General features: G+C 71.0%; 15 protein-coding genes. 8 read left to right on the top strand and 7 right to left on the bottom strand.

Annotated features, from left to right (window positions below; translation table 11 throughout):
- Positions 1 to 149: 149 nt before the first annotated feature.
- Both BLT28_RS15925 and BLT28_RS15920 read right to left on the bottom strand, forming a co-directional pair.
- Positions 150 to 1,637, bottom strand: a complete 1,488-nt coding sequence (locus tag BLT28_RS15925; protein ID WP_063766636.1) for an alpha/beta hydrolase — start codon at positions 1,635 to 1,637, stop codon at positions 150 to 152.
- A gap of 58 nt (positions 1,638 to 1,695) precedes the next feature.
- Positions 1,696 to 2,754, bottom strand: a complete 1,059-nt coding sequence (locus BLT28_RS15920) for an SDR family oxidoreductase (protein WP_030431406.1) — start codon at positions 2,752 to 2,754, stop codon at positions 1,696 to 1,698.
- 71 nt (positions 2,755 to 2,825) lie between these two features.
- On the opposite strand from BLT28_RS15920, the gene BLT28_RS15915 reads away from it, so the two are divergent.
- The 4 genes from BLT28_RS15915 to BLT28_RS15900 are packed head-to-tail and all read left to right on the top strand — an operon-like array spanning position 2,826 to position 5,041.
- Positions 2,826 to 3,704, top strand: a complete 879-nt coding sequence (locus tag BLT28_RS15915; protein WP_030431405.1) for a LysR family transcriptional regulator — start codon at positions 2,826 to 2,828, stop codon at positions 3,702 to 3,704.
- Between the two features lie 25 nt (positions 3,705 to 3,729).
- Entirely contained in the window at positions 3,730 to 3,897 is a 168-nt protein-coding gene (locus BLT28_RS15910; protein WP_030431404.1) for a ribbon-helix-helix domain-containing protein, read from the top strand.
- A complete protein-coding gene (locus BLT28_RS15905; protein ID WP_030431403.1) occupies positions 3,894 to 4,244 on the top strand; it encodes a VOC family protein in 351 nt (116 codons plus the stop codon). Before BLT28_RS15910 ends, BLT28_RS15905 begins: the two co-directional genes overlap by 4 nt.
- Entirely contained in the window at positions 4,241 to 5,041 is an 801-nt protein-coding gene (locus BLT28_RS15900) for a hypothetical protein (protein WP_030431402.1), read from the top strand. The genes BLT28_RS15905 and BLT28_RS15900 overlap by 4 nt, the downstream gene beginning before the upstream one ends.
- On the opposite strand, the gene ileS is transcribed toward BLT28_RS15900, so the two are convergent.
- Positions 5,031 to 8,174 carry an isoleucine--tRNA ligase gene (gene ileS / locus BLT28_RS15895; RefSeq protein WP_030431401.1) on the bottom strand — a complete coding sequence of 1,048 codons (3,144 nt, stop codon included), beginning with the start codon at positions 8,172 to 8,174 and terminating at the stop codon, positions 5,031 to 5,033. The genes BLT28_RS15900 and ileS overlap by 11 nt on opposite strands.
- A 562-nt stretch (positions 8,175 to 8,736) precedes the next feature.
- On the opposite strand from ileS, the gene BLT28_RS15890 reads away from it, so the two are divergent.
- Complete coding sequence (locus tag BLT28_RS15890) at positions 8,737 to 10,359, top strand: glycosyl hydrolase family 18 protein (protein ID WP_081900530.1); 1,623 nt, start codon at positions 8,737 to 8,739, stop codon at positions 10,357 to 10,359.
- Positions 10,360 to 10,386: 27 nt separating this feature from the next.
- Here BLT28_RS15890 and BLT28_RS15885 read toward each other — a convergent pair whose 3' ends face one another.
- Positions 10,387 to 11,175, bottom strand: coding sequence for a hypothetical protein (locus tag BLT28_RS15885; RefSeq protein WP_030431399.1), 789 nt, complete (start codon positions 11,173 to 11,175; stop codon positions 10,387 to 10,389).
- Positions 11,172 to 13,874 carry an ATP-binding protein gene (locus BLT28_RS15880; protein WP_030431398.1) on the bottom strand — a complete coding sequence of 901 codons (2,703 nt, stop codon included), beginning with the start codon at positions 13,872 to 13,874 and terminating at the stop codon, positions 11,172 to 11,174. The genes BLT28_RS15885 and BLT28_RS15880 overlap by 4 nt, the downstream gene beginning before the upstream one ends.
- A gap of 157 nt (positions 13,875 to 14,031) precedes the next feature.
- On the opposite strand from BLT28_RS15880, the gene BLT28_RS15875 reads away from it, so the two are divergent.
- Together BLT28_RS15875 and BLT28_RS15870 are read left to right on the top strand one after the other, a co-directional pair.
- Positions 14,032 to 15,210, top strand: coding sequence for a S8 family peptidase (locus BLT28_RS15875; protein WP_081900529.1), 1,179 nt, complete (start codon positions 14,032 to 14,034; stop codon positions 15,208 to 15,210).
- Entirely contained in the window at positions 15,207 to 16,346 is a 1,140-nt protein-coding gene (locus tag BLT28_RS15870; RefSeq protein ID WP_030431396.1) for a S8 family peptidase, read from the top strand. The genes BLT28_RS15875 and BLT28_RS15870 overlap by 4 nt, the downstream gene beginning before the upstream one ends.
- 47 nt (positions 16,347 to 16,393) lie before the next feature.
- Here the strand turns inward: BLT28_RS15870 and BLT28_RS15865 are convergent, their stop codons facing one another.
- A complete protein-coding gene (locus BLT28_RS15865; protein ID WP_030431395.1) occupies positions 16,394 to 17,296 on the bottom strand; it encodes a serine/threonine-protein kinase in 903 nt (300 codons plus the stop codon).
- Positions 17,297 to 17,299: 3 nt separating this feature from the next.
- Positions 17,300 to 19,045, bottom strand: coding sequence for an HsdM family class I SAM-dependent methyltransferase (locus BLT28_RS15860; protein WP_030431394.1), 1,746 nt, complete (start codon positions 19,043 to 19,045; stop codon positions 17,300 to 17,302).
- 74 nt (positions 19,046 to 19,119) lie between these two features.
- Here BLT28_RS15860 and BLT28_RS15855 point away from each other — a divergent pair, with 74 nt between their 5' ends.
- Positions 19,120 to 19,926 (top strand): PP2C family protein-serine/threonine phosphatase, encoded by an 807-nt coding sequence (locus BLT28_RS15855; RefSeq protein ID WP_052407694.1) that lies wholly within the window; start codon positions 19,120 to 19,122, stop codon positions 19,924 to 19,926.
- Positions 19,927 to 20,097 lie beyond the last annotated feature (171 nt).

Here is a 20,097-nt window from a genome sequence, read left to right as displayed (position 1 = left end):
GGTATCGCCCCGGCTGGAAAACCGTTGTACCGCTCGCAGCGGCTTCGGGGTGCGCGTCCACGTCGGGGCCTGCCCTCGAACACGGCGTCGAGGACCCGCTGAACGCATGAACCATCCGCGGCAGCTCGGTGCATGAGGCGGGACGCGTGTCAGGGGGTGACGTCGTCGGAGCAGGTGGCTCCTGGGGCGGGGAGGCGGAGGTCGGTGAGGTAGGCGGTGATGGCTGACTTCGCGCACGGGCTGTGGTGGAAGCCGGTGTGGCCCTCGCCCTCGAAGGTCAGCAACCGCGCGTTGGCCAAGGTCCGCGCCAGAGCGGCGGAATCGACGTACGGGGTGTCGGGGTCGCCGGTGGTGCCGACGACGAGGATCGGCGCGGAGCCCCGCGCGTGGAACGGCCCGGCGTAGCGGCTGCGTTGCTCGGCGGGCCACTGCACGCACGCGGTCGCGTGGGCGTGGTCGTAGTTCGGCGGAGCGTAGGCGAGCGCGGGCCCGGCGAGCGGTGCTCTGCGCGCGGCGTGGGCCAAGCGCGCCTGGAGCAGCGCCATGTTCCGGGGGAACGCGCGGTCGGCGCACTCGACGGCGACGTTGGCGGCGAAGAACTCGGCGTTGTCGTCGGCGGGGAGCAGGAGCGGACCGGTGCCCCGCTGGGCCTGCGCCAGGCTCTCGGCGAGTCGGACCCACGTCGACTTCCCGCCGTTGAGCGCGAAAACGACTTCGAGGGTCATGGTCGCGCCGTTGGCGCCGTTCACCGGCTTCGCGTCGAGGGCGGCCTGGAGCGCGGTGAACGCCGCGGCGGGGTTGCCGTTGCCGAAGGCGCACTTCGCCGGAGTCGCGGAGCACCAAGCGAAGAACCGGTGCAGCGTCGCCTCGATCGCGTCGAACTGCGTGATGTCGTAGGCGTATGGCCGGTTCGCGTAGTGCTGGGGGTCGTAGCCGCCGTCGAGCACCAGAGCGCGCGTGCGCTGCGGGAACAGGCTCGCGTAGACGGTGCCGATGTAGGTGCCGAACGAGAATCCCAGGTAGCTGAGCTTGCGGTCGCCGACGGCCGCGCGCAGCAGGTCCATGTCGCGGGCGACGTACTCGGTGCCGATGTAGGGCAGCAGGGCGCCGCTTTCCCGTTGGCACGCCTGAACGAACTCGCGGCCGCTGTGCACCGCGCGGGAGAACGAGGCGCGCGAGGGACGAGTGGAGGCGGTGGCCCACGCGGCGCCGTAGGACTTGGGGTCCTGGCACTTCACCGCGCGGCTGGCCGCGACGCCGCGCGGGTCGAAGCCGACGATGTCGAAGCGGGCGCGCAGCTCGGCGGGGCCGGACTTGGCGAGGGAACGGGCCGTCCCGACCCCGGAGCCGCCCGGCCCGCCCGGGTTGACCAGCAGGGAGCCGATGCGCCGGGACGGGTCGGCCGCGGGCTTGCGCAGCACGGCCAGGTCGATCGTGCCCAGCCGCGGCCTGCGGTAGTCCAGCGGCACCCGCGCGGTCGCGCACTGGAAGCCGTCGTGGCAGGCGGTCCAGTCCAGCTTCGGCACCTCGACGCCGGGCAGCCCGCCGGGCGGGGGTTCGGCGGCCAGCGCCGCGCCGCCGGTCGGCACCAGCAGCGCGGCGGCCAAGGCGAGGCCGAACGCCTTGTGACGTAACACGTTCTCTCCTCGTGACGCAGGGGGTAGGAGGGGAACTGTGCCCGACCCCCGCACGATGTCAAGGGATGATTCGACGTTTGCGCAGGTCCGCGAAGATGTCCAGGAACATCCGCTCGGTGTCGACGAACTCGTGGAAGCCCGCGCGCCGCGCCTTGCTGCCGTCGGCGAACATGTCGTAGTCCCAGGAGAAGACGAAGTCGCCGAAGCCCCACGACGAGACCTCCGCGTAGGAGTGCGGCTCCAGCCCGTGCTCGGCGATCATGGCCTCCCACAGCGGTTCCTTGTCCGCCATCACCGTTTCCAGGGACATCGGCAGCGGCGGCGCCACCTCCAGGTCGAAGAACCGCGCGATCTTCGGCCACATCTCGCTCCACCGGAACAGGTCGCCGTTGTTGATGTTGTAGGCCTGGTTGGCGCAGCGCGGGTCGGTCGCCGCCCACACCGTCGCCCTGGCCAGCAGCCCGGCGTCGGTCATCTCCAGCAGCGAGTGGTACGCGCCGGGCTTGCCGGGGAACCGCAGCGGCAGCCCGAGCTGTTTGGAGATCGACGCGTACACCGCGATCACCGTGGCCAGGTTCATCGGGTTGCCCAGCGCGAACCCGGCGACCACGGAGGGGCGGATCGCCGACCAGGTCCACCGCTTGCCCACCTGCCGCCGCTCCAGGAACTGCTGCTGGTCGACGTTGAACTCCGGCGGCATGTGCCCGGCGTCGTCCTCCCGCGCCGGGGTCTTGAACGGCCCGAGGTGCGCGCCGTAGACCTTGTAGCCCTGCATGAGGCTGACGTGCCGCAGCCCCGGCGCGACCGGCTCGATCGCGTCGACGGCGTTGACCAGCATCGCCAGGTTCGGCGGCACCAGCTCCGCCCAGGTCGGCCGGTCCTGGTAGGCGGCGTAGAAGACGTGGGTGACCTCGGTGAGGCCGCCGAGCTTCGCCCGGGTGTCCTCGGCGTCGAGCAGGTCCACCGCGACGTGCCGCACCGTCGCGGTGTCCGTGCCGCCGCGCCGGGAGAGGCCGACGACCTCCCAGTCCGGCAGCGTCGTCAGGTGCTCGACCAGGTTGCGTCCAATGACCCCGTTCGCCCCGACCACGAGGGCGACCTTGCGTTCGTTCTGCATGGCTCTACCCTGCGTCGACCAGTGCTGATAAGTCCAAGGCTTAGTTTTCATGAAGACAATAAGATGTGTTCATGCCGAGCCTTCGTCAGCTGGAGTACCTGGTCACCGTCGTGGACGAGGGGTCGTTCACCCGCGCCGCGGAACTGCTGCACGTCACCCAGCCCGCCCTGTCCCACCAGGTGCGGGCGCTGGAGCGGACGGTCGGCGGGCCGCTGCTGGAGCGCCTGCCCAGGACGGTGCGGCCGACGCCGATGGGCCGGGCCATGCTGCCGCACGCCAGGGCCGCGCTCGCGTCGGCGGAACGCAGCCGCTGCGCGGCGCGGCAGGCGTCCGGTCTGGAGTGCGGCGAGCTGCAGCTGGCGACGCTGTACTCGGTCAGCCTCGGGGTGCTCCCGCCGGTGCTCCGGTGCTGGCGGCGCGAGCACCCGGACGTCCACATCCGCCTCTTCGAGCACCGGCACGCCGACGAGCTGCGTGAGGCGATGGTGGCGGGTGAGGCCGATATCGCCGTCGGACCACCGCCCCCCGACTGGGAAGGTCCTGTTAGGACGATCGGCGAGGAGGAGTTCGTCGTGGTCGTCCCCTCCGACGACCCGTGCGCGGGCGCGGGCACGATCGAGCTGGGCGCGCTCGCCGAGCGGAGCTGGGTGCACTACGCGCCGGGGCACGGGCTCGCGAGTGTGCTCGACCAGCACTGCGCAGCCGCCGGGTTCCAGCCGCGCGCCGCGGTGCGGACGGAGCAGACCGCGACCGCGCCGATCCTGGCCGCCGCGGGGCTCGGTCCGGCTCTGGCCCCGGCGAACGTGATCCCGCCGCACTTCGACGGCTGCGTCCTGCGTCCCGAGCCGCCGATCCGGCGCGTCCTCGCCGCGTACACCCGCGGCGTCCCGGACCCGGTGACGAGCGCCTTCATCGAGACCCTGGTGGCGAACGCCCGCGTGCGGCCCTAGCCACCTAGAACGCTAGCCTCCCGGCATGGCGGAACGACGAGCCTCGGACAAGGTCCAGTTCAACGTGTACCTGCCCGCGGACCTGGTCCGCCGGGTCAAGCACGCCGCGGTCGACGACGGCGCCTCGCTGTCGGCCTTCGTGGAGGCCGCCCTGCGGGCCCGGCTCGGTGAGTCGGAGGGGGACGAGCGATGAAGGTCATGCCGATCGTCTACGTCGAGGACAAGGACATGGACGCGTTCGAGCGCTTCTACACCGCGCTCGGACTCGCGCCGAGTGCGCGGCAGCGCAACGGGAACTGGCTCGAACTGTCAGGGACGGGTGGCGTGCTCGCTCTGCACGCGACGGATTCCGGCACCGTGCGCGTGCAGGCCGCGTTCGCGGCCGACGAACCGCTCGCCGACGTCGTGGAACGCTTGCGGGCGGCGGGTTTCGAGCCGGAGGACATCGTCGACGAGGCCTACGGGCACTCGTTCGTCGTCCGCGACCCGGCGGGCTCGCTCATCGTCATCAACAAGTACGACGAGGAGCTGTACACGTGAACTCCGGCCCCGCGGTGACCCGGTGGCTGCCACCGCTGACCGCCGCGCTGGCGCTCATCGCCTACGCCTTGCACCGCAACATCCCCAGGGCGCAGGACCTCAGCCAACCCTCGCCGACCCGGCGGGACGACCTGGGATGGGCGCTGCTGAACTTCGGCGTGTTCGACGTCGTCGACGACAACCGCGTTTTCCCGTTGCAGTGGGAAGTTCTCACGCTCGCGGTGCTCGTCTTCGCGGTCGCGGCGGGCTGTCACTGGTGGCGCACCCGGGAGATCCCCTGGCTGTGGGCGCCCGTCTTCCTGGCGTTCCTGCTCGTGCTCACCGCGGTGAAGTCGTTGTCCTTCAACAACATCGCACTGGCCATGAGCGCGGTGGTCGTGGGCACGCTGCTGGTCTGCGCCGGACTCGCGCTGTTCCGCCGCGATCGGCTCTGGGGGCTCGCCGGAGTTTTCGGGGCGAGCCTGGTGATCACGCTGCTGCGCCCCGTCGACGGGTTCCTGGTGGTGCTCTTCGCCGTGGTGCTGGCCTACGCGGTGATGCAGCGCGGCGCGGTGCTCGCGCTCACCGCCGTCGCCTACCTCGTCGTGGTCTGGTGGCCACAGTGGACGGTGGATCAGAGCGCTGGCCTTCAGATCCTCAGCGGCGACAGCTTGGGGGATCTGGACTGGTTCTGGCTCTCCGCTCGCGTCTACCTGGGTCCCGTGCTCGTCCTGCTCCTCGGCGCGATCGCCGCGGCGCTGAGCGCGAATCGGGGCGGCCCCGAAGAACCGGGGCCGCCCCGCGACGTCACTGCCTGACGACCGCGACGGCGACCTTCACGCCGTCACCGACGGTGCCCGCGAAGCCCTCGGTCGGGGCGTAGGACACCGACGTGGCCAGGGTTTCCTCGGCGACGAACGCCTCGTGCGCCTTGACCGCCGCGACCACCTCGGCGGGCGCGTCCACGGTCAGCGAGATGCGGTCGGAGACGTCGAAGTCGGCGTCCCGCCGCGCCTGCTGCACGATCCGCACGAGGTCGCGCGCGACACCCTCCGCGGCCAGCTCGGGCGTGACCTCGGTGTCCAGCAGGACCAGGCCGGAGCCGCCGGGCAGCTCGGCCGCCGCGCCGGAGTCCTTGGCGACGAGGCGCCGCTCGTACTCCGTCTCCAGCAGCTCGATCCCGGCAGCGACCACGGCGCCGTTGTCCGCGGTCGTCCACTCGCCCGCCTTGACCGCCTTGATCACCTTCTGCACGTCCTTGCCGAGCCGCGGGCCCGCCGCGCGGGCGTTGACCGCGACCTCGAACGCGCCGTGGGTGGCCACGTCGGTGTCCAGCTCGACCGCCTTGACGTTGACCTCGTCGCGGATGATGTCGGCGAAGTCCTCCAGCGCCGCGACGTCCTCGGCCGCGACGAGCAGGCGGGACAGCGGCAGCCGCACGCGCAGCTTGTTGGCCTTGCGCAGCGACGAGGCCGAGGAGCAGACCTGCCGCACGCGGTCCATCGCCGCCACCAGCGCGTCATCGGCCGGAACCTCGTCGGCGGCGGGCCAGTCCGTCAGGTGCACGGAGCGCTCGCCGGTCAGCCCCCGCCAAACCTCCTCGGCGGTCAGCGGCAGCAGCGGCGCGATGACCCGGCAGGTCACCTCCAGCACGGTGTGCAGCGTGTCGACGGCGTCCTGCTCGCCCGCCCAGAACCGGTCCCGCGAACGGCGCACGTACCAGTTCGTCAGCACCTCGAGGAACTCGCGCACCGCCTGGCACGCGCTCGCGATGTCGCAGACGTCCAGCCCGCGCTGCACGTCCGAGATGAGCTGGTTGGCCTTGGCCAGCACGTAGCGGTCGAGCACGTGGGTGGAGTCCGTGCGCCAGGTGCCCTCCACGCCCGCCGCGTTCGCGTACAGGCTCAGGAAGTACCACGAGTTCCACAGCGGCAGCACGGCCTGGCGCACCGAGTCGCGGATACCGCGGTCGCTGACGACGAGGTTGCCGCCGCGCAGCAGCGGGCTCGACGTGAGGTACCACCGCATGGCGTCGGCGCCGTCGCGGTCGAAGACCTCGTTGACGTCGGGGTAGTTGCGCAGCGACTTCGACATCTTCTGGCCGTCGGAGCCCAGCACGATGCCGTGCGAGACGCAGGTGCGGAACGCGGGCCGGTCGAACAGCGCCGTCGCCAGCACGTGCAACAGGTAGAACCAGCCACGGGTCTGGCCGATGTACTCCACGATGAAGTCACCGGGGTAGTGGTGCTCGAACCAGTCCGCGTTCTCGAACGGGTAGTGCACCTGCGCGTAGGGCATCGAGCCCGAGTCGAACCACACGTCCAGCACGTCGGCCACGCGGCGCATGGTGGACTTCCCGGTCGGGTCGTCCGGGTTCGGCCGGGTCAGCTCGTCGATGAACGGGCGGTGCAGGTCGGTCAGGCGCACGCCGAAGTCGCGCTCCAGCTCGTCCAGCGAGCCGTAGACGTCCGTGCGCGGGTACGCGGGGTCGTCGGAGACCCACACCGGGATCGGCGTTCCCCAGTACCGGTTCCGCGAGATCGACCAGTCGCGCGCGTTCTCCAGCCACTTGCCGAACTGGCCGTCCTTGATGTGCTCGGGGTACCAGGTGATCTCCTGGTTGAGCTCCACCATGCGGTCCTTGAAGGCGGTGACCTTGACGAACCACGACGACACCGCGCGGTAGATCAGCGGGTTGCGGCAGCGCCAGCAGTGCGGGTACGGGTGCTCGTAGGTCTCGTGCCGCAGCAGCACGCCGCGCTGCTTGAGGTCCTTGATGATCTGCGGGTTGGCGTCGAAGACCAGCTGGCCCGCGTAGTCGCTGACCTCGGAGGTGAAGCGGCCCTTGCCGTCGACGGGGGTGACCGGCACGATCCCCACCGCGTCGGTGACGGCCTTGTCCTCCTCACCGTAGGCGGGCGCGATGTGCACGATGCCCGTGCCGTCCTCGGTGGTCACGTAGTCCGCGGACAGCACGCGGTGCGAGCCCTCGTGGCCGACGAAGTACGGGAACGGTGGCTCGTAGCGCAGGTTCAGCAGCTCCGCGCCGGTGTGCCGGGAGAGGACCTCGGGGGCCTCGCCCAGCTCCTTCGCGTAGGCGCCGACCCTGGCCTCCGCCAACAGGTAGCGCTCACCGTTGTCGGCGCGCACCACGACGTAGGAGACCTCGGGGTGCACGGCGACGGCGAGGTTCGACGGCAGCGTCCACGGCGTCGTGGTCCAGATCAGCAGTTGCGCGCCGTCGACCGGGGAGTCGTTGCCGGACACGCGGAAACCGACGGTGACCGCGGGGTCCTGACGGCTCTTGTAGACGTCGTCGTCCATCCGCAGCTCGTGGTTGGACAGCGGCGTCTCGTCCCGCCAGCAGTAGGGCAGGACGCGGTAGCCTTCGTAGACGTAGCCCTTGTCCCACAACTGCTTGAAGGCCCAGAGCACCGACTCCATGTAGCTCACGTCGAGCGTCTTGTAGTCGTTGTCGAAGTCCACCCAGCGGGCCTGCCGGGTGACGTAGTCCTGCCACTCGTTCGTGTAGCGCAGCACCGACTCGCGACAGGCCGCGTTGAAGGCCGCGATGCCCATCTCGTCGATCTGCGACTTGTCGGTGATGCCCAGCTGCCGCTCGGCCTCCAGCTCCGCGGGCAGGCCGTGGGTGTCCCAGCCGAAGCGGCGCTCCACGCGCTTGCCGCGCATCGTCTGGTAGCGCGGCACGGTGTCCTTGACGTAGCCGGTCACCAGGTGCCCGTAGTGCGGCAGACCGTTGGCGAAGGGCGGGCCGTCGTAGAAGACGTACTCGTTCGCGCCGTTCTCGCCGGCCTCGCGCGCGTCGATGGTGGCCTGGAAGGTCCGGTCGGCCTCCCAGTAGGCCAGGACGTGCTTCTCCAGCTCGGGGAAGGACGGCTGCGGTGAGACCCCGGTGGTGTCCGGGTCGGCGCTCGCCTTCGGGTAGGCCATCTGGCGCTCCTCGCGGTTCGTCTCGTCGTGCACAAACCGCGGGGACGAAGCCCCGCCGTGCCCGGCGTGCTCCGCGGTACCACCCCGCTTGCCCCGCGCGCGGCGGAGCCACTCTTGACAAGGCTGTGACGGGCCGACCCGTCCGGTTCTACTGGGAGCTGGCGCTCTGTTCTTCCGGAGGCTCCCCGGTGATGGCCGGATCAACGCCTTTGGTCAAGGTTAGCCCCTCCCGTCACCCCCATTTCGCCCACCCCCGCTGGTCAGCCTTCCGTCCCGCCCCCGAAGGACGCCTTACGCACCGAATGAGTCATTGAGGTACTCGAACGCACCGGATGACTCAGTCACTGCACTCAACGCACCGAATGAGTCATTCGGTGCGCGAAGGCGGCGGTCGTGCGGGGAGCAGGGGCGCGTGGGGAGCCGTGGGCGTTCGGCGTAGCGCGGTGCTCCGGTCGGCGTCAATCAGGTCGCGAAAGGCCTTCACTTCTTGACCTCGCGGTGGTCTAGACCACATCTTGAGCCAACTTGTCCGCGCCGCCGCCCGGTTCGGAATGAGGAAACGATGACCAAGATCGGTCCGGAGACCCGCTCGCGGGGTCGAGCATCAACACGATCGCTGGCGACCTTGTGTTCCATCGTCGCCGCTCTCGTGCTCGGCCTGGTCGCGGTGGCGCCCGCCAGCGGCGCGACCGGCGTGACCGCCACCTTCTCGAAGTCCTCGGACTGGGGCTCCGGTTACGAGGGCAAGTACACGATCACCAACGGCGGCGCGTCCGCCATCAGCTCCTGGACCGTGGAGTTCGAGCTGCCCGCCGGGCACACGGTCGGCTCGGTCTGGGACGGCACGAAGACCACCAACGGCAACCGCGTCACGGTGAAGAGCACGTGGAACGGCAACGTCGCTCCTGGCGCGTCGGCCAGCTTCAGCTTCAACGTCGGCTACACCGGCACCTCGGGCTCGCCGGTCTACTGCCGCATCGACGGCGGCTCCTGCGACGGCACGGGCACCACGCCGACCACGACCACCTCGCCCCCGGTGACCACCACGAACACCCCGGGGCCCGGCGGCAAGATCAACCTGGGCTACTTCGCGCAGTGGACGGTCTACGGCCGCAACTACCACGTGAAGAACATCCACACCTCGGGGTCGGCCGCGAAGCTGACGCACATCAACTACGCCTTCGGCAACGTCAGCAACGGCCAGTGCGTCCTGGGTGACGCCGAAGCGGACACCAGCAAGTTCTACGACGCCAACGCCTCCGTGGACGGCGTGGCCGACAGCTGGGACACCGGAGCCCTGCGCGGCAACTTCAACCAGCTGCGCAAGCTGAAGAAGATGTACCCGCACCTCAAGGTGCTCTACAGCTTCGGCGGCTGGACCTGGTCCGGCGGGTTCGGGCAGGCCGCGCAGAACCCGGCCGCCTTCGCCGAGTCCTGCCACAAGCTCGTCGAGGACCCGCGCTGGGCGGACGTCTTCGACGGCATCGACATCGACTGGGAGTACCCGAACGCCTGCGGCCTGACCTGTGACACCAGCGGGTTCTCCTCGTTCAAGAACCTCTCCCAGGCGCTGCGCACCCGTTTCGGCTCCACCTACCTGGTCACCGCCGCGATCACCGCGGACGGCAGCGCCAACGGCAAGATCGACAAGGCCGACTACGGCGGCGCCGCGCAGTACCTGGACTGGTACAACGTGATGACCTACGACTACTTCGGCGGCTTCACCCCGCAGGGCCCGACCGCCCCGCACTCGCCGCTGACCTCCTACCCGGGCATCCCGGCGGAGGGCTTCAACTCCGACGCGGCCATCCAGAAGCTCAAGGGCAAGGGCGTCCCGTCGGCGAAGCTGTTGTTGGGCATCGGTTTCTACGGCCGCGGCTGGACCGGCGTCACGCAGAGCGCCCCCGGTGGCAGCGCGACCGGCCCGGCCCCCGGTGACCAGGGCGAGGCGGGCATCGCCGACTACAAGACGCTCAAGACCCGGTGCCCGGTCACGGGAACCGTGGGCGGCACGGCCTACGCCAAGTGCGGCAGCGAGTGGTGGAGCTACGACACCCCCTCCACCATCGGCGGCAAGATGGGCTACTCGAAGACGCAGGGCCTCGGCGGTGCGTTCTTCTGGGAGCTCTCCGGTGACACCGCCAACGGCGAGCTGATCACCGCGATGAGCAACGGCCTGAAGTAGGTCCCACCCGACCCGGGGCCGGTGGTGTCAGCCACCGGCCCCGTTCCACGTCCCGGTCACGCGGTCGAGGACCACCGCGACGGGAAAGGCCCTCGGCCCGGGGGCGTTGGGCCGCCAGCCCTGCGGCGCCAGGCCGATCTCGACGCTGTACTGCCCGGTCGAGGTGACCCGGCCGGTCCAGAACGGGCTGCGGTCGAGCAGCCGCCCGCACAGCTCCCACGGCGGTTCGGTGATCGTCCCGCCGTCCTCGATGCCGAGCGCGCTGGCCGCGAGCAGGGCCATCAGCCGGGCGAAAACCCTTGGCGGGACTGAACAGTCCTGGCTTCGCACGCTCACGTAGCAGTCGTCGTCGCCGTGCAGGTGCGTGCCGCGGCAGGTCCTGCCCGCGACCGCCTCGGCCACCGCCTCCGCCGTGATTTCGCCGTCCCAGTCCACGATGTCGACCCCGTAGAGGGTCCAGTCCGCGAAGAACCGGCGCAGATCCGCGCGCGCCAGCACCAGCAGCGGCGCCGCCTCGCCGATGTCGTGCGCGATCGCGGGCACGTCCTGCTCCTCGGCGATCTCGTTCGGCCGCAGGCTGCGCAGATCCTCGTCCAGCCAGCTGTTCTGGCCGACGTTGAGCAGCGCGACGTGCTCGGCCCACGGCAGCGCGTCCACGATGTCGTAGACCGTCGTCGCGGTGCCGTGCACCGTCCACACGCCGTCCGTCCGCGGCGGCACGACCTCGATCGACAGCGGGAACGCCGCCGAGTCGATGCCGGCCCGCTTGACGTCGAAGGCGTTCCACTGGTCGATCCGCACCTCCCGGCCGGTCATGCCAGTAACTCGCCGCGCGAGCTCACCCCGAGCTTGCGCAGCGCCCGGGCGACGTGCTGCTCGACTGTTCGGGGGGATAGGAACAACACTTCGGCGATCTCCCTGTTCGTCCGGCCCTGCGCCAGCAACCGGGCCACATCCTGCTCCCTCGGGGAGAGCGCGTTGCCGTAGCCCCGCCTGCCGCGCCGCGACGGCGTGCCACCGCCGCGCCCGCGCAGCAGGTGCCTGCACCGGGCGGCGTCCCTGGTCGCGCCGAAGTCGTCGAAGGTCTCGGCGAGCGCGCCCAGCTCCTCCGCGCCGGACCCGCCGTCGATCCGGCACAGCAGCTCGCGTTCGGTCGCCAGCGCCGCGAAGTACGGGGCGCCGATCTTCTCGTAGCGCGTGGTCGCCGCCCGGTGCAGTCCGATCGCCCCCGCGCTGTCGCCGCGCGCCTGGGCCAGCTGCGCCCGGCAGGTGAGCAGCGCGGCTTCGGGCAGCGGCGCGTCGAGCCCGGCGATGTTGGTTTCCAGGTCGTCAACCAGGCGGTAGGCGTCGTGCTCCCGGCCCGTCCCGAGCAGCGCGGTGACCGCGGCCGGGGCCATATCGCCCGACCAGGCCCAGATCCCCTTGTCCCGCAACAGTGCCAGCCCGTCGTCCGCGGCGCGCGCGGCGGCCTCCTGATCACCCTTGGACAGCCACATCCTGGTCAGGCCCGCGCACGCGTCGATCGCCACCGGGCCGATCGCGTCGCTCGGGCGCGTCACTCCGGTCGCGGCGAACCACCGCGCTGCCTCGTCCCATTCACCCCGCGCGACCGCGAGCAGGCCGAGCACCAGGGACAGCTCGCTGGAGACCGGGAAGAGGTCGTGGTACTCGTCGAGCAGCCGGACGCAGCGGTCCGCGAGCCCGGACCACGCGCCGGTGAACCAGTCCAGCCGGGCCTGGGTGGCCCGCGCCGTGCTGACCACGAACGGCGCTCCGCAGTCGTTGGCCAGCCGCAGTCCGCTGACGAGGAACTTCCCCGCCCACTCGTAGTGGCCGATGGAGGCGCACGCGTCCGCGAGGTTGCAGTGCGCCCGCGCGAGCTGTCGTTGCTCACCCGGTGTGGACACCTCCTCGGGGAGCACGGCGAGCAGGTCCTCGACCCTGCCTTCGCCGATGTGCAACCGCGCCCCGAGTTGGCTCGCCAGCAAGGAAACCCGGAGCTCGGGATCGGCGCAGCCGGTGACCGCGGCGCGCAACTGCTCCTGCCAGCGCCGCAGCTGGGACAGCGGGGTGGCGCCCAGGAACGGCTGCGCCAGCACCGCGACGCCCTTGACCGCGAGGTTCGGCCGCTCGGCCAGTTCGCGGACGGCCAGCTCGATCTCGGCGAGCCCGGCCGCGAGGTCGCCGTCCTGCCGGATCAGCAGCATGCCCAGGAACAGCCGCACCTCCCCGCGCACCGCCGTGGCCAGGCGCCGGTCACCGAGCAGCCGTCGCAGCGTGGCGATCGGGTCGAGCTGGTCGATGCCGACGTGGGCGGACTGACCGAGCCGGACGGCGAGCCGGTTGACGTCCGCCGCGGCCAGCTCCGGCTCCTCCAGCAGGCGCTGCAGCAGATCCGTCGCGGTCGCGTGGTCGCCGGACTCCATGGCCTGCGCCGCGGCAGCCTCCCCGTAGCTCAGCCAGTTCGCCAGCAGCCCGGCTCTGCGGCTGTGCTCGGCCAGGCGCGCCAGCGGTTTCGGCTCGCGTCGTTCGAGCACGCGGAGCGCGCGCAGGTGCAGCTCGTGGCGGTCCGGACCGGCTGCCGTGTCGTGAACGGCTTGCTGGCCAAGGGAATGCCGGAACCCGTAGCGGCAATCGCCGACCTCGCGGAGCACTCCGGCGGCGAGGGCGGCGGTCAGGGCGGTGCGGCAGCGTCGCGGTGTCAGCCCGGCGACCTCGCCGATCACCTCGGCGGTCTCCGGCGCACCGAGCACGGCCGCGGCCTGGGCGGCGCGGGTCGCGGTGATCGGCAGGCCCGTCAGCTTCTCCAGCACCGCCTCGCGGACCAGCGGAGGAACGTCATCGGCCGGCGATCGCAGGACTTGCTCCACCACGAAGGGGATTCCCGCGGTGCGCTCGTGCACCACCTCGGCGGACAGCGGCGCGTTCCCGAGGAACGCACGGACCTCGGCAACGGTGAAGGGACGCAGCGTGATCAGCACGTCCGGGGTCCGGGAGAGCAGTGCGCCCCGGGCCTCATCGCGGCGCAGAGTCGCCACAACCGCCAGTTCCGGGGGCAGATCGGTGAGCAGGAACCGGATGAGCCGCCGGGAGTCGTTGTCGGCCCAGTGCAGATCCTCGATCACCAGTGCGGCGGGCCCGATCGCCGCGAGGAATTCGCGCACGGCTCGGAAAAGCCGGTGCCGCTCGGCCCTCGGATCACCGAGGGGTTCGGGTTCGGGTGGCAGCAGATGAGCGAGTTCGGGAAGGATTCTTCGAAGCACTCCGGTCACCGCGCTGGGCCGTTCGGCCGTGCGCGTTACGCCGCTCAGGGCATCAAGGATGACGCCGAACGGGAACGGTTCGCGGCAGTGTCCGATGAGGACGGTGCAGTCGACTCCGCCAAGTGCTTCCCTGACCAGGCGACTCTTGCCGATCCCGGCTTCGCCCTCGATCACGGCGAAAGCGGCGGTGCCCTGCCGGAGAACGTCCTTCACCGCGTCCAGTTCGGCGGCGCGGCCGACGAACACCGCCATCTGTTCACCTCCCGGACTCGCGCGGGGAAAAGATCCGTATATCTACGTATGCCTACCCGGATTGTTCGCACGGCAGTACCCGCCGGAAGGTGATGTGTACGTGGCCGTCAGTTATTCCCTGCCAGGCGGCCACCTGCGTGAAACGGAGTGCGAACACATGCGACGTGAGAACCTCGCCGCCGCCGCCATCGCGGCCCTCGCGGCTCTTGTTGTGACGTCCGGTCAGGCGGGCTCGGCGCCCGCGGAGGGCTCGATCCGCAACGCCGACCAGCCCGGTTCGGTCCCCGGCAGCTACATCGTGGTGCTCAAGGACGGCCCGGGCATCAGCTCCGCGGGCATCGCCGCCAAGGTCGGTGCCGCGGTCGAGCGCGAGTACAGCGCTGCCCTGCGCGGCTTCTCCGCGAAGATGGACGAGCGCGCCGCCAAGCGCCTCGCCGCCGATCCCGCCGTCGAGTACGTGGAGCAGGACGGCTACGCCTACGCGTACGACACGCAGAACAACGCCACGTGGGGCCTGGACCGCGTGGACCAGAAGAACCTGCCGCTGGACACGAAGTACACCTACGCCAACAAGGCCACCAACGTCACTGCGTACATTGTGGACACTGGTGTGCACAAGGCGCACAGCGACTTCGGCGGCCGGGCCAGCGACGGCTACGACTTCATCGACAACGACGCCGTCGCGCAGGACTGCAACGGCCACGGCACCCACGTCGCCGGAACGGTCGGCGGCACCACCTACGGCGTGGCCAAGGGCGTCCAGCTGGTCGGCGTCCGCGTGCTCAACTGCCAGGGCTCGGGGCAGTGGTCCCAGGTGATCGCCGGAATCGACTGGGTGGCGAAGAACGCCAAGAAGCCCGCGGTCGCCAACATGAGCCTCGGTGGCGGCGCGAACTCCTCGGTCGACAGCGCCGTGAGCAAGGCCGTCCAGGCCGGCGTGACCTTCGGCATCGCCGCGGGCAACAACAACGGCGCTGACGCCTGCAACACCAGCCCCGCGCGCACGCCGGAGGCGATCACCGTCGGCTCCACCGACCGCTCCGACAACCGCTCGTCGTTCTCCAACATCGGGCGCTGCCTGGACATCTTCGCCCCGGGGTCGAGCATCACCTCCGCGTGGCACACCGGTGGCACCAACACCATCAGCGGCACCTCGATGGCCACCCCGCACGTCGTCGGCGCGGCCGCGCTCTACCTGTCCGGCAACGCTTCCGCGACCCCGGCCCAGGTCGGCTCCGCCCTCACCGGCAACGCCACGAACGGCGTCGTGAAGAACGCGGGCGCCAACTCGCCGAACAAGCTGCTCCACACCGGCTTCATCGGGACGCAGCGGTGAGGTTGCTCCTCGCGGTGCTCCTGCTCTCCTTCGACATTCCCGGAACCGCGTCGGCCACGGCGGACTTCGTTCCCGCGAAGAACCCCGTGCCCGGTAGCTTCCTGGTGTCGCTGGAGGACGGTGCCGCCGTCTCGGCTTCGCGATCCCTGGCCGAACGCTACGGCGGCACCGTCAAGTCGGTGCTCACAGTGGCGATGCACGGCTTCGTCGTGCGCGACCTGTCCGAGGCGGCGGCTCGTCGGCTGGCGGCAGACCCCTTGGTGCGCAAGGTTTTCCAGGACGGCACCGCGCGCATCGCGGACACGCAGGCGAATCCGACCTACGGCATCGACCGCGTCGACCAGCGGAACCTCCCGCTGGACAAGAAGTACACCTACAACACCACGGCGTCCAACGTCACCGCGTACGTCTTGGACACCGGGATCCGCAAGACGCACACCGAGTTCGAGGGCCGCGCGACGGACGGCTACGACTTCGTCGACGAGGACCCGATCGCCCAGGACTGCAACGGTCACGGCACCCACGTGTCGGGCACCGTCGGCGGAAAGACCTGGGGCGTGGCGAAGAAGGTGAAGCTCGTCGCGGTCAGAATCCTCGGCTGCAACGGCAGCGCGCCGGACTCCGACGGTGTCGAGGGCATCGAGTGGATCGCGAAGAACGCCGTGAAACCCGCTGTGGTCAACGGCAGCTTCACCTTCGACACCCCCGCCATCGGTGACGAGGCCATCGGCAGGCTGACCCGCGCCGGCATCCCCTTCGTGGTCGCCGCGGGCAACAGCTTCGCCGACGCGTGCTCGGCGGGCCCCGCCCGCGTGCCGGAGGTGATCACCGTCGGGGCGACCGACAGTTCGGACAACCGCGCCGGCTTCTCCAACTACGGCCGCTGTCTGGACATCTTCGCCCCTGGTGTCGGCATCACTTCGGCCTCGCACAGCAGTGACACCGGCAGTGCGAGCATGAGCGGGACCTCGATGGCCAGCCCGCACGTGGCGGGCGGTGCGGCGCTGTACCTCGCCGGTAACCCCTCCGCCACGCCCGCGCAGGTGTCCGAGGCGCTGGTGAACAGCGGGACCTCCGGGGTCGTGCGCAATCCCGGAACCGGCTCGCCGAACCGGTTGCTGTACACGCGGGGTTGAGATTCCCCAAGCCTTCCCGCCGGGCCTCGCCCGGCGGGAAGGCCGGCTCACCGGTGTACCGGCTGGGCCTGGCCCACCATGCGCGCGTACATCCGGCCGGGGCTCGGCGTCTCGGGCGGGCTCAGGAAACCGGGCAGCGGTGGGAGGTCCACCGCGAACGGCCGCAGCCGCTCGTACAGCTCGGTGGCGTCGGCCGGGCGGCGCTCGGGTTCCTTCTCCAGCAACTGCTGCACCAGCGCGTCGAGCTCCCGCGGCACTCCGAGGACGGCGGGCGGTCGCTGCTTCACCTGCTTCTCGAAGATCGCGTAGGCCGTGGGACCGGTGAAGAGTTGTTGTCCCGTCAGCATTTCGTGCAGGACGCAGCCCAGCGCGTAGAGGTCGCTCGGCGGTCCGGCGACACCGCGCTGGATCTGCTCGGGGGCCATGTAGGACGGCGTGCCGAGGAGCTGGCCCGCGCGGGTGAACTGGGCGACGTCGCTCTCGCGGAGCACGGCGAGACCGAAGTCGAGGACCTTCACGCTGCCGTCCGGGCAGAGCATCAGGTTGGTGGGCTTGAGATCGCGGTGGCAGATCGCCAGCGCGTGCGCCGCCGCGAGGACCGCGCACGCCTGCGCGGCGATCGACGCGGCCCACGGCACGGGCACGGGCCCCAGCTCGCCGACGAGGTCGGAGACGGTGACGCCCTCGATGAACTGCATCACCTGGAACAACCGGTGGTCCACGGTGCCGAAGTCGTAGAGCACTGGCGCGCCGGGGTGCTCCAGCCGGGCCAGGATGCGCGCCTCGCGGACGAAACGGCGCTCCAACTCGTCGTCGGGGCCGCCGGGCAGCTGCAGGAACTTCACCGCGACCCTGCGGTCCAGGTGCTTGTCGTGCCCCCGGTACACCGCGCCCATCCCACCGCGCCCCAGCGGCAGGTCTTCGAGCAGATAGCGGTCGGCGACGAGCATCCGCTAGCTCCTCGGTCCCAGGCTGCCCTCGACGAGTCCGTCGAAGCCTAGCCGGACCAGCGCGTGCCCGGCCGCCGCGGCCTCCCGGACCGTGTCGGCCAGTTCGGCGAGGCGGCGGAAGGCGGCCCCGTACACGCGCTGCTCGGCGATGGAGAGCCGGGGCAGCTGGGTTCGGCGGGCGTCCACCCGGCTGGATCCGAGGTGGGCGCGGTGGTCGGCCGCGCGCAGCGCCCCGGCGAGGAAGTCCGCGTCCATCCGCTCGGGATCGACGCGGTAGGCCGCGAGGTGCGCGCCCAGCGTCACCGGCATCGTGGCCACGCGCGCCACGCCGAGCGGCGAGGCGATCACGTCGCCCGGCTCCGCCGTCACCAGGTCGGGCCCGCCCGCGCGACCGGTCGGCTCCCGGCCCTCGGCGAGGTCGTCCACGGTCAGCACCGGCCGGTCGCCCTCACCGATCCTGGCGGGGGAGTGGCGGACCGAGACCAGCCCGGCCTTGACCAGCTCGCCGAGCGTCGTGGTCGGCAGCGACCGGCGCCGCGCGAGCACGTCCAGCGCGGGTTCCGCGGCCGGGGCCAGCGCGCGGAAGCGGTCCAGCGCCGAGGAGAACTCCCGGCCGAGGTCCCGGTCCCCGCCGCCGCGGTGCCGGGCCGGGCTGATGTCCACGTCGTCGTCGAGCAGGTCGATGATGCGCACCAGCTCGCCCGCTTCGAGGTCCACTGTGGACAGATCGGCGCCCGCCTCCAGCAGGACCACGTGCGAGGGCGACCGGTCCTGGGGTTCCGGCCTGCGCAGCAACCACAGGTCCGAGCCTGTGACCGGGAGCGTCACCACCGCGCGCAGTGCCCCCGCGCGCAGCAGGTTGCTCCGGATGCGTCGTCCCGGGCGGCGGCTCGCGGCGGCGCTGGGCATCAGGATCGCCACGCGTCCGCCGGGGCGCACGTGCGCGAGGCAGTGCTGCACCCACGCCAGCTCCGGTTCTCCGCGTGGCGGCAGGCCGTACTCCCACCGAGGGTCACCGGTCAGCTCCGCGTAGCCCCACGCACGGTCGTTGAACGGCGGTTCGCACACCACGGCATCGGCCTGTGCCTCCGGGAAACCGTTCTGTCGCAAGGAATCAGCGCACACGACGTCCGAGTCGACCCCGCGCAGGACCAGGCGCGCGGACGCGATCCTGGCGAAGGAGGGGTCGATGTCCTGGCCGAGCGCGCGAGCGGGGGAGCCGCTGAGCAGCAACGTGCCGAGCCCGCACGCGGGGTCGAGCACGGTCCCGGTGTCCGCGCCCGCCAAGCGGACCATCAGCTCGGCGACCTCGGGCGAGGTGACCGTGAGCCGTCGGGAGTGCGCCTCCACGTAGCGTTCGCAGAGCAGGTCCAGCGCTTCGGCCGGGCCGCGCTCCTTGGCGAGTTCGAGGAGCGCTTCGGCATCGGCGGGCTCCTCGCCGGGAACGAAGTAACCGTTGTCGCGCAACAGGAGGACGGCGGCCGAGGCGACCAGTTCGCCGAGCCGGAGGTCGTCGCCCGCCGCGCGCAGGCGCTGCCAGGCCCGGTCGGCCGTGGACAGGCGGTAGACCTTCCCGTTGCGGCGCAGCCACTCCTCGACCTCGCGGAGCGAGAACAGCGGGCTGGTCGCGGTGCCGCCGACCGGCTGCGGGAAGTCGTCGTGGCGGCGTCGCCAGTTGCTCACCGCGGCCCGGCCCACGTCGACCAGGCGCGCGATCTCACCGGCGTTGACCGTGGCCTCTGCGTTCATGGCCCTCACGGTATCAGCGTCGATCCACAACCTGATTGCTTGTGAAGTGAGTTCACAGGTGCTCTACTGGTGTCATGACACACAGCTTGCGCGTCGCGATCGGCTCCGACCCCGGGCCGAGCCGGGCGGAGAACGAGGACTCCGCGCTGGTCAGCCCCCGTCTGCTCGCGGTGGCGGACGGGATGGGCGGCCACGTGTACGGCGAGGTGGCCAGCGCCGCCGTGATCGACGCCCTCGCCGCTCTCGACACCTGGGCCACCACCGTCGACCTGCGCGAACGGGACACGCTGGCGCTCGTCCGGGACGGCGTGGCCGAGGCGGCGCGCAGGCTGGACGTCATGACCGAGACCGACCCGGAGCTGCGGGGGATGGGCACGACGGTGACCGCGTTGCTCTGGGACGGCACCGGCTTCGCGGTGGCCCACGTCGGCGACTCGCGCGCCTACGTGCTGCGGGACGGCCGGCTCCGGCAGCTCACCCACGACCACACCATGGTCCAGTCCCTTGTGGACGCCGGGCGGATCACCGCGGAGGAGGCCGAGCGGCACCCGCGCCGGTCAGTGCTGATGCGCACCCTCCAGGCGGGCAACACCTTCGAGCCCGACCTGTTCCGCGTCGAGGCCCAGCTCGGCGATCGGGTCCTGGTGTGCTCGGACGGGCTGACCGACGTCGTCGGGGACTCCGCCGTGCGCGACGCGTTGGCCTCGGCGGGCGGACCGGACGACGCGGTGCACTGGCTGATCACACTGGCCGTGCGCGCGGGCGGTCCCGACAACATCACCTGCGTCGTCGCCGACGTGGTGTCCGACGGAACGGCGCGCGCGGACTCCGGTCAGCTCACCGTCGGAGCCCACCGAGCCTTCCACTCGTCATCGCGCTGACCACGAGGTCGGGGTGTCTTCAAGGCCGCGAAACCTGCACCCCGCACGTCGCCAACAGCCACAAACCCGGATATGGAGCTGTTTGCGGCTGTTGGCGCGGGGGTTGGGGTAGTTGAAGACCGGCGAACGCGTTAGCTGGCGCTGTCCCACTGATTGACCACGACCGGACCC

Source organism: Allokutzneria albata, from assembly GCF_900103775.1.
Classification (GTDB): Bacteria; Actinomycetota; Actinomycetes; order Mycobacteriales; family Pseudonocardiaceae; genus Allokutzneria; species Allokutzneria albata.
The sequence above is the reverse complement of the archived record's forward strand: the minus strand, read 5'-3'. Positions and strand labels throughout refer to the sequence as shown.

What these genes read in the sequence shown, in the direction of transcription:
- BLT28_RS15880 (WP_030431398.1), bottom strand. Translation starts at nt 13,874, where the DNA reads ATGGCGGTGTTCGTCGGCCGCGCCGCCGAACTGGACGCGGTGAAGGAC.
- ileS (WP_030431401.1), bottom strand. Translation starts at nt 8,174, where the DNA reads ATGGCCTACCCGAAGGCGAGCGCCGACCCGGACACCACCGGGGTCTCA.
- BLT28_RS15905 (WP_030431403.1), top strand. Translation starts at nt 3,894, where the DNA reads ATGAAGGTCATGCCGATCGTCTACGTCGAGGACAAGGACATGGACGCG.
- BLT28_RS15920 (WP_030431406.1), bottom strand. Translation starts at nt 2,754, where the DNA reads ATGCAGAACGAACGCAAGGTCGCCCTCGTGGTCGGGGCGAACGGGGTC.
- BLT28_RS15890 (WP_081900530.1), top strand. Translation starts at nt 8,737, where the DNA reads ATGACCAAGATCGGTCCGGAGACCCGCTCGCGGGGTCGAGCATCAACA.
- BLT28_RS15910 (WP_030431404.1), top strand. Translation starts at nt 3,730, where the DNA reads ATGGCGGAACGACGAGCCTCGGACAAGGTCCAGTTCAACGTGTACCTG.
- BLT28_RS15885 (WP_030431399.1), bottom strand. Translation starts at nt 11,175, where the DNA reads ATGACCGGCCGGGAGGTGCGGATCGACCAGTGGAACGCCTTCGACGTC.
- BLT28_RS15915 (WP_030431405.1), top strand. Translation starts at nt 2,826, where the DNA reads ATGCCGAGCCTTCGTCAGCTGGAGTACCTGGTCACCGTCGTGGACGAG.
- BLT28_RS15865 (WP_030431395.1), bottom strand. Translation starts at nt 17,296, where the DNA reads ATGCTCGTCGCCGACCGCTATCTGCTCGAAGACCTGCCGCTGGGGCGC.
- BLT28_RS15855 (WP_052407694.1), top strand. Translation starts at nt 19,120, where the DNA reads ATGACACACAGCTTGCGCGTCGCGATCGGCTCCGACCCCGGGCCGAGC.
- BLT28_RS15875 (WP_081900529.1), top strand. Translation starts at nt 14,032, where the DNA reads ATGCGACGTGAGAACCTCGCCGCCGCCGCCATCGCGGCCCTCGCGGCT.
- BLT28_RS15860 (WP_030431394.1), bottom strand. Translation starts at nt 19,045, where the DNA reads ATGAACGCAGAGGCCACGGTCAACGCCGGTGAGATCGCGCGCCTGGTC.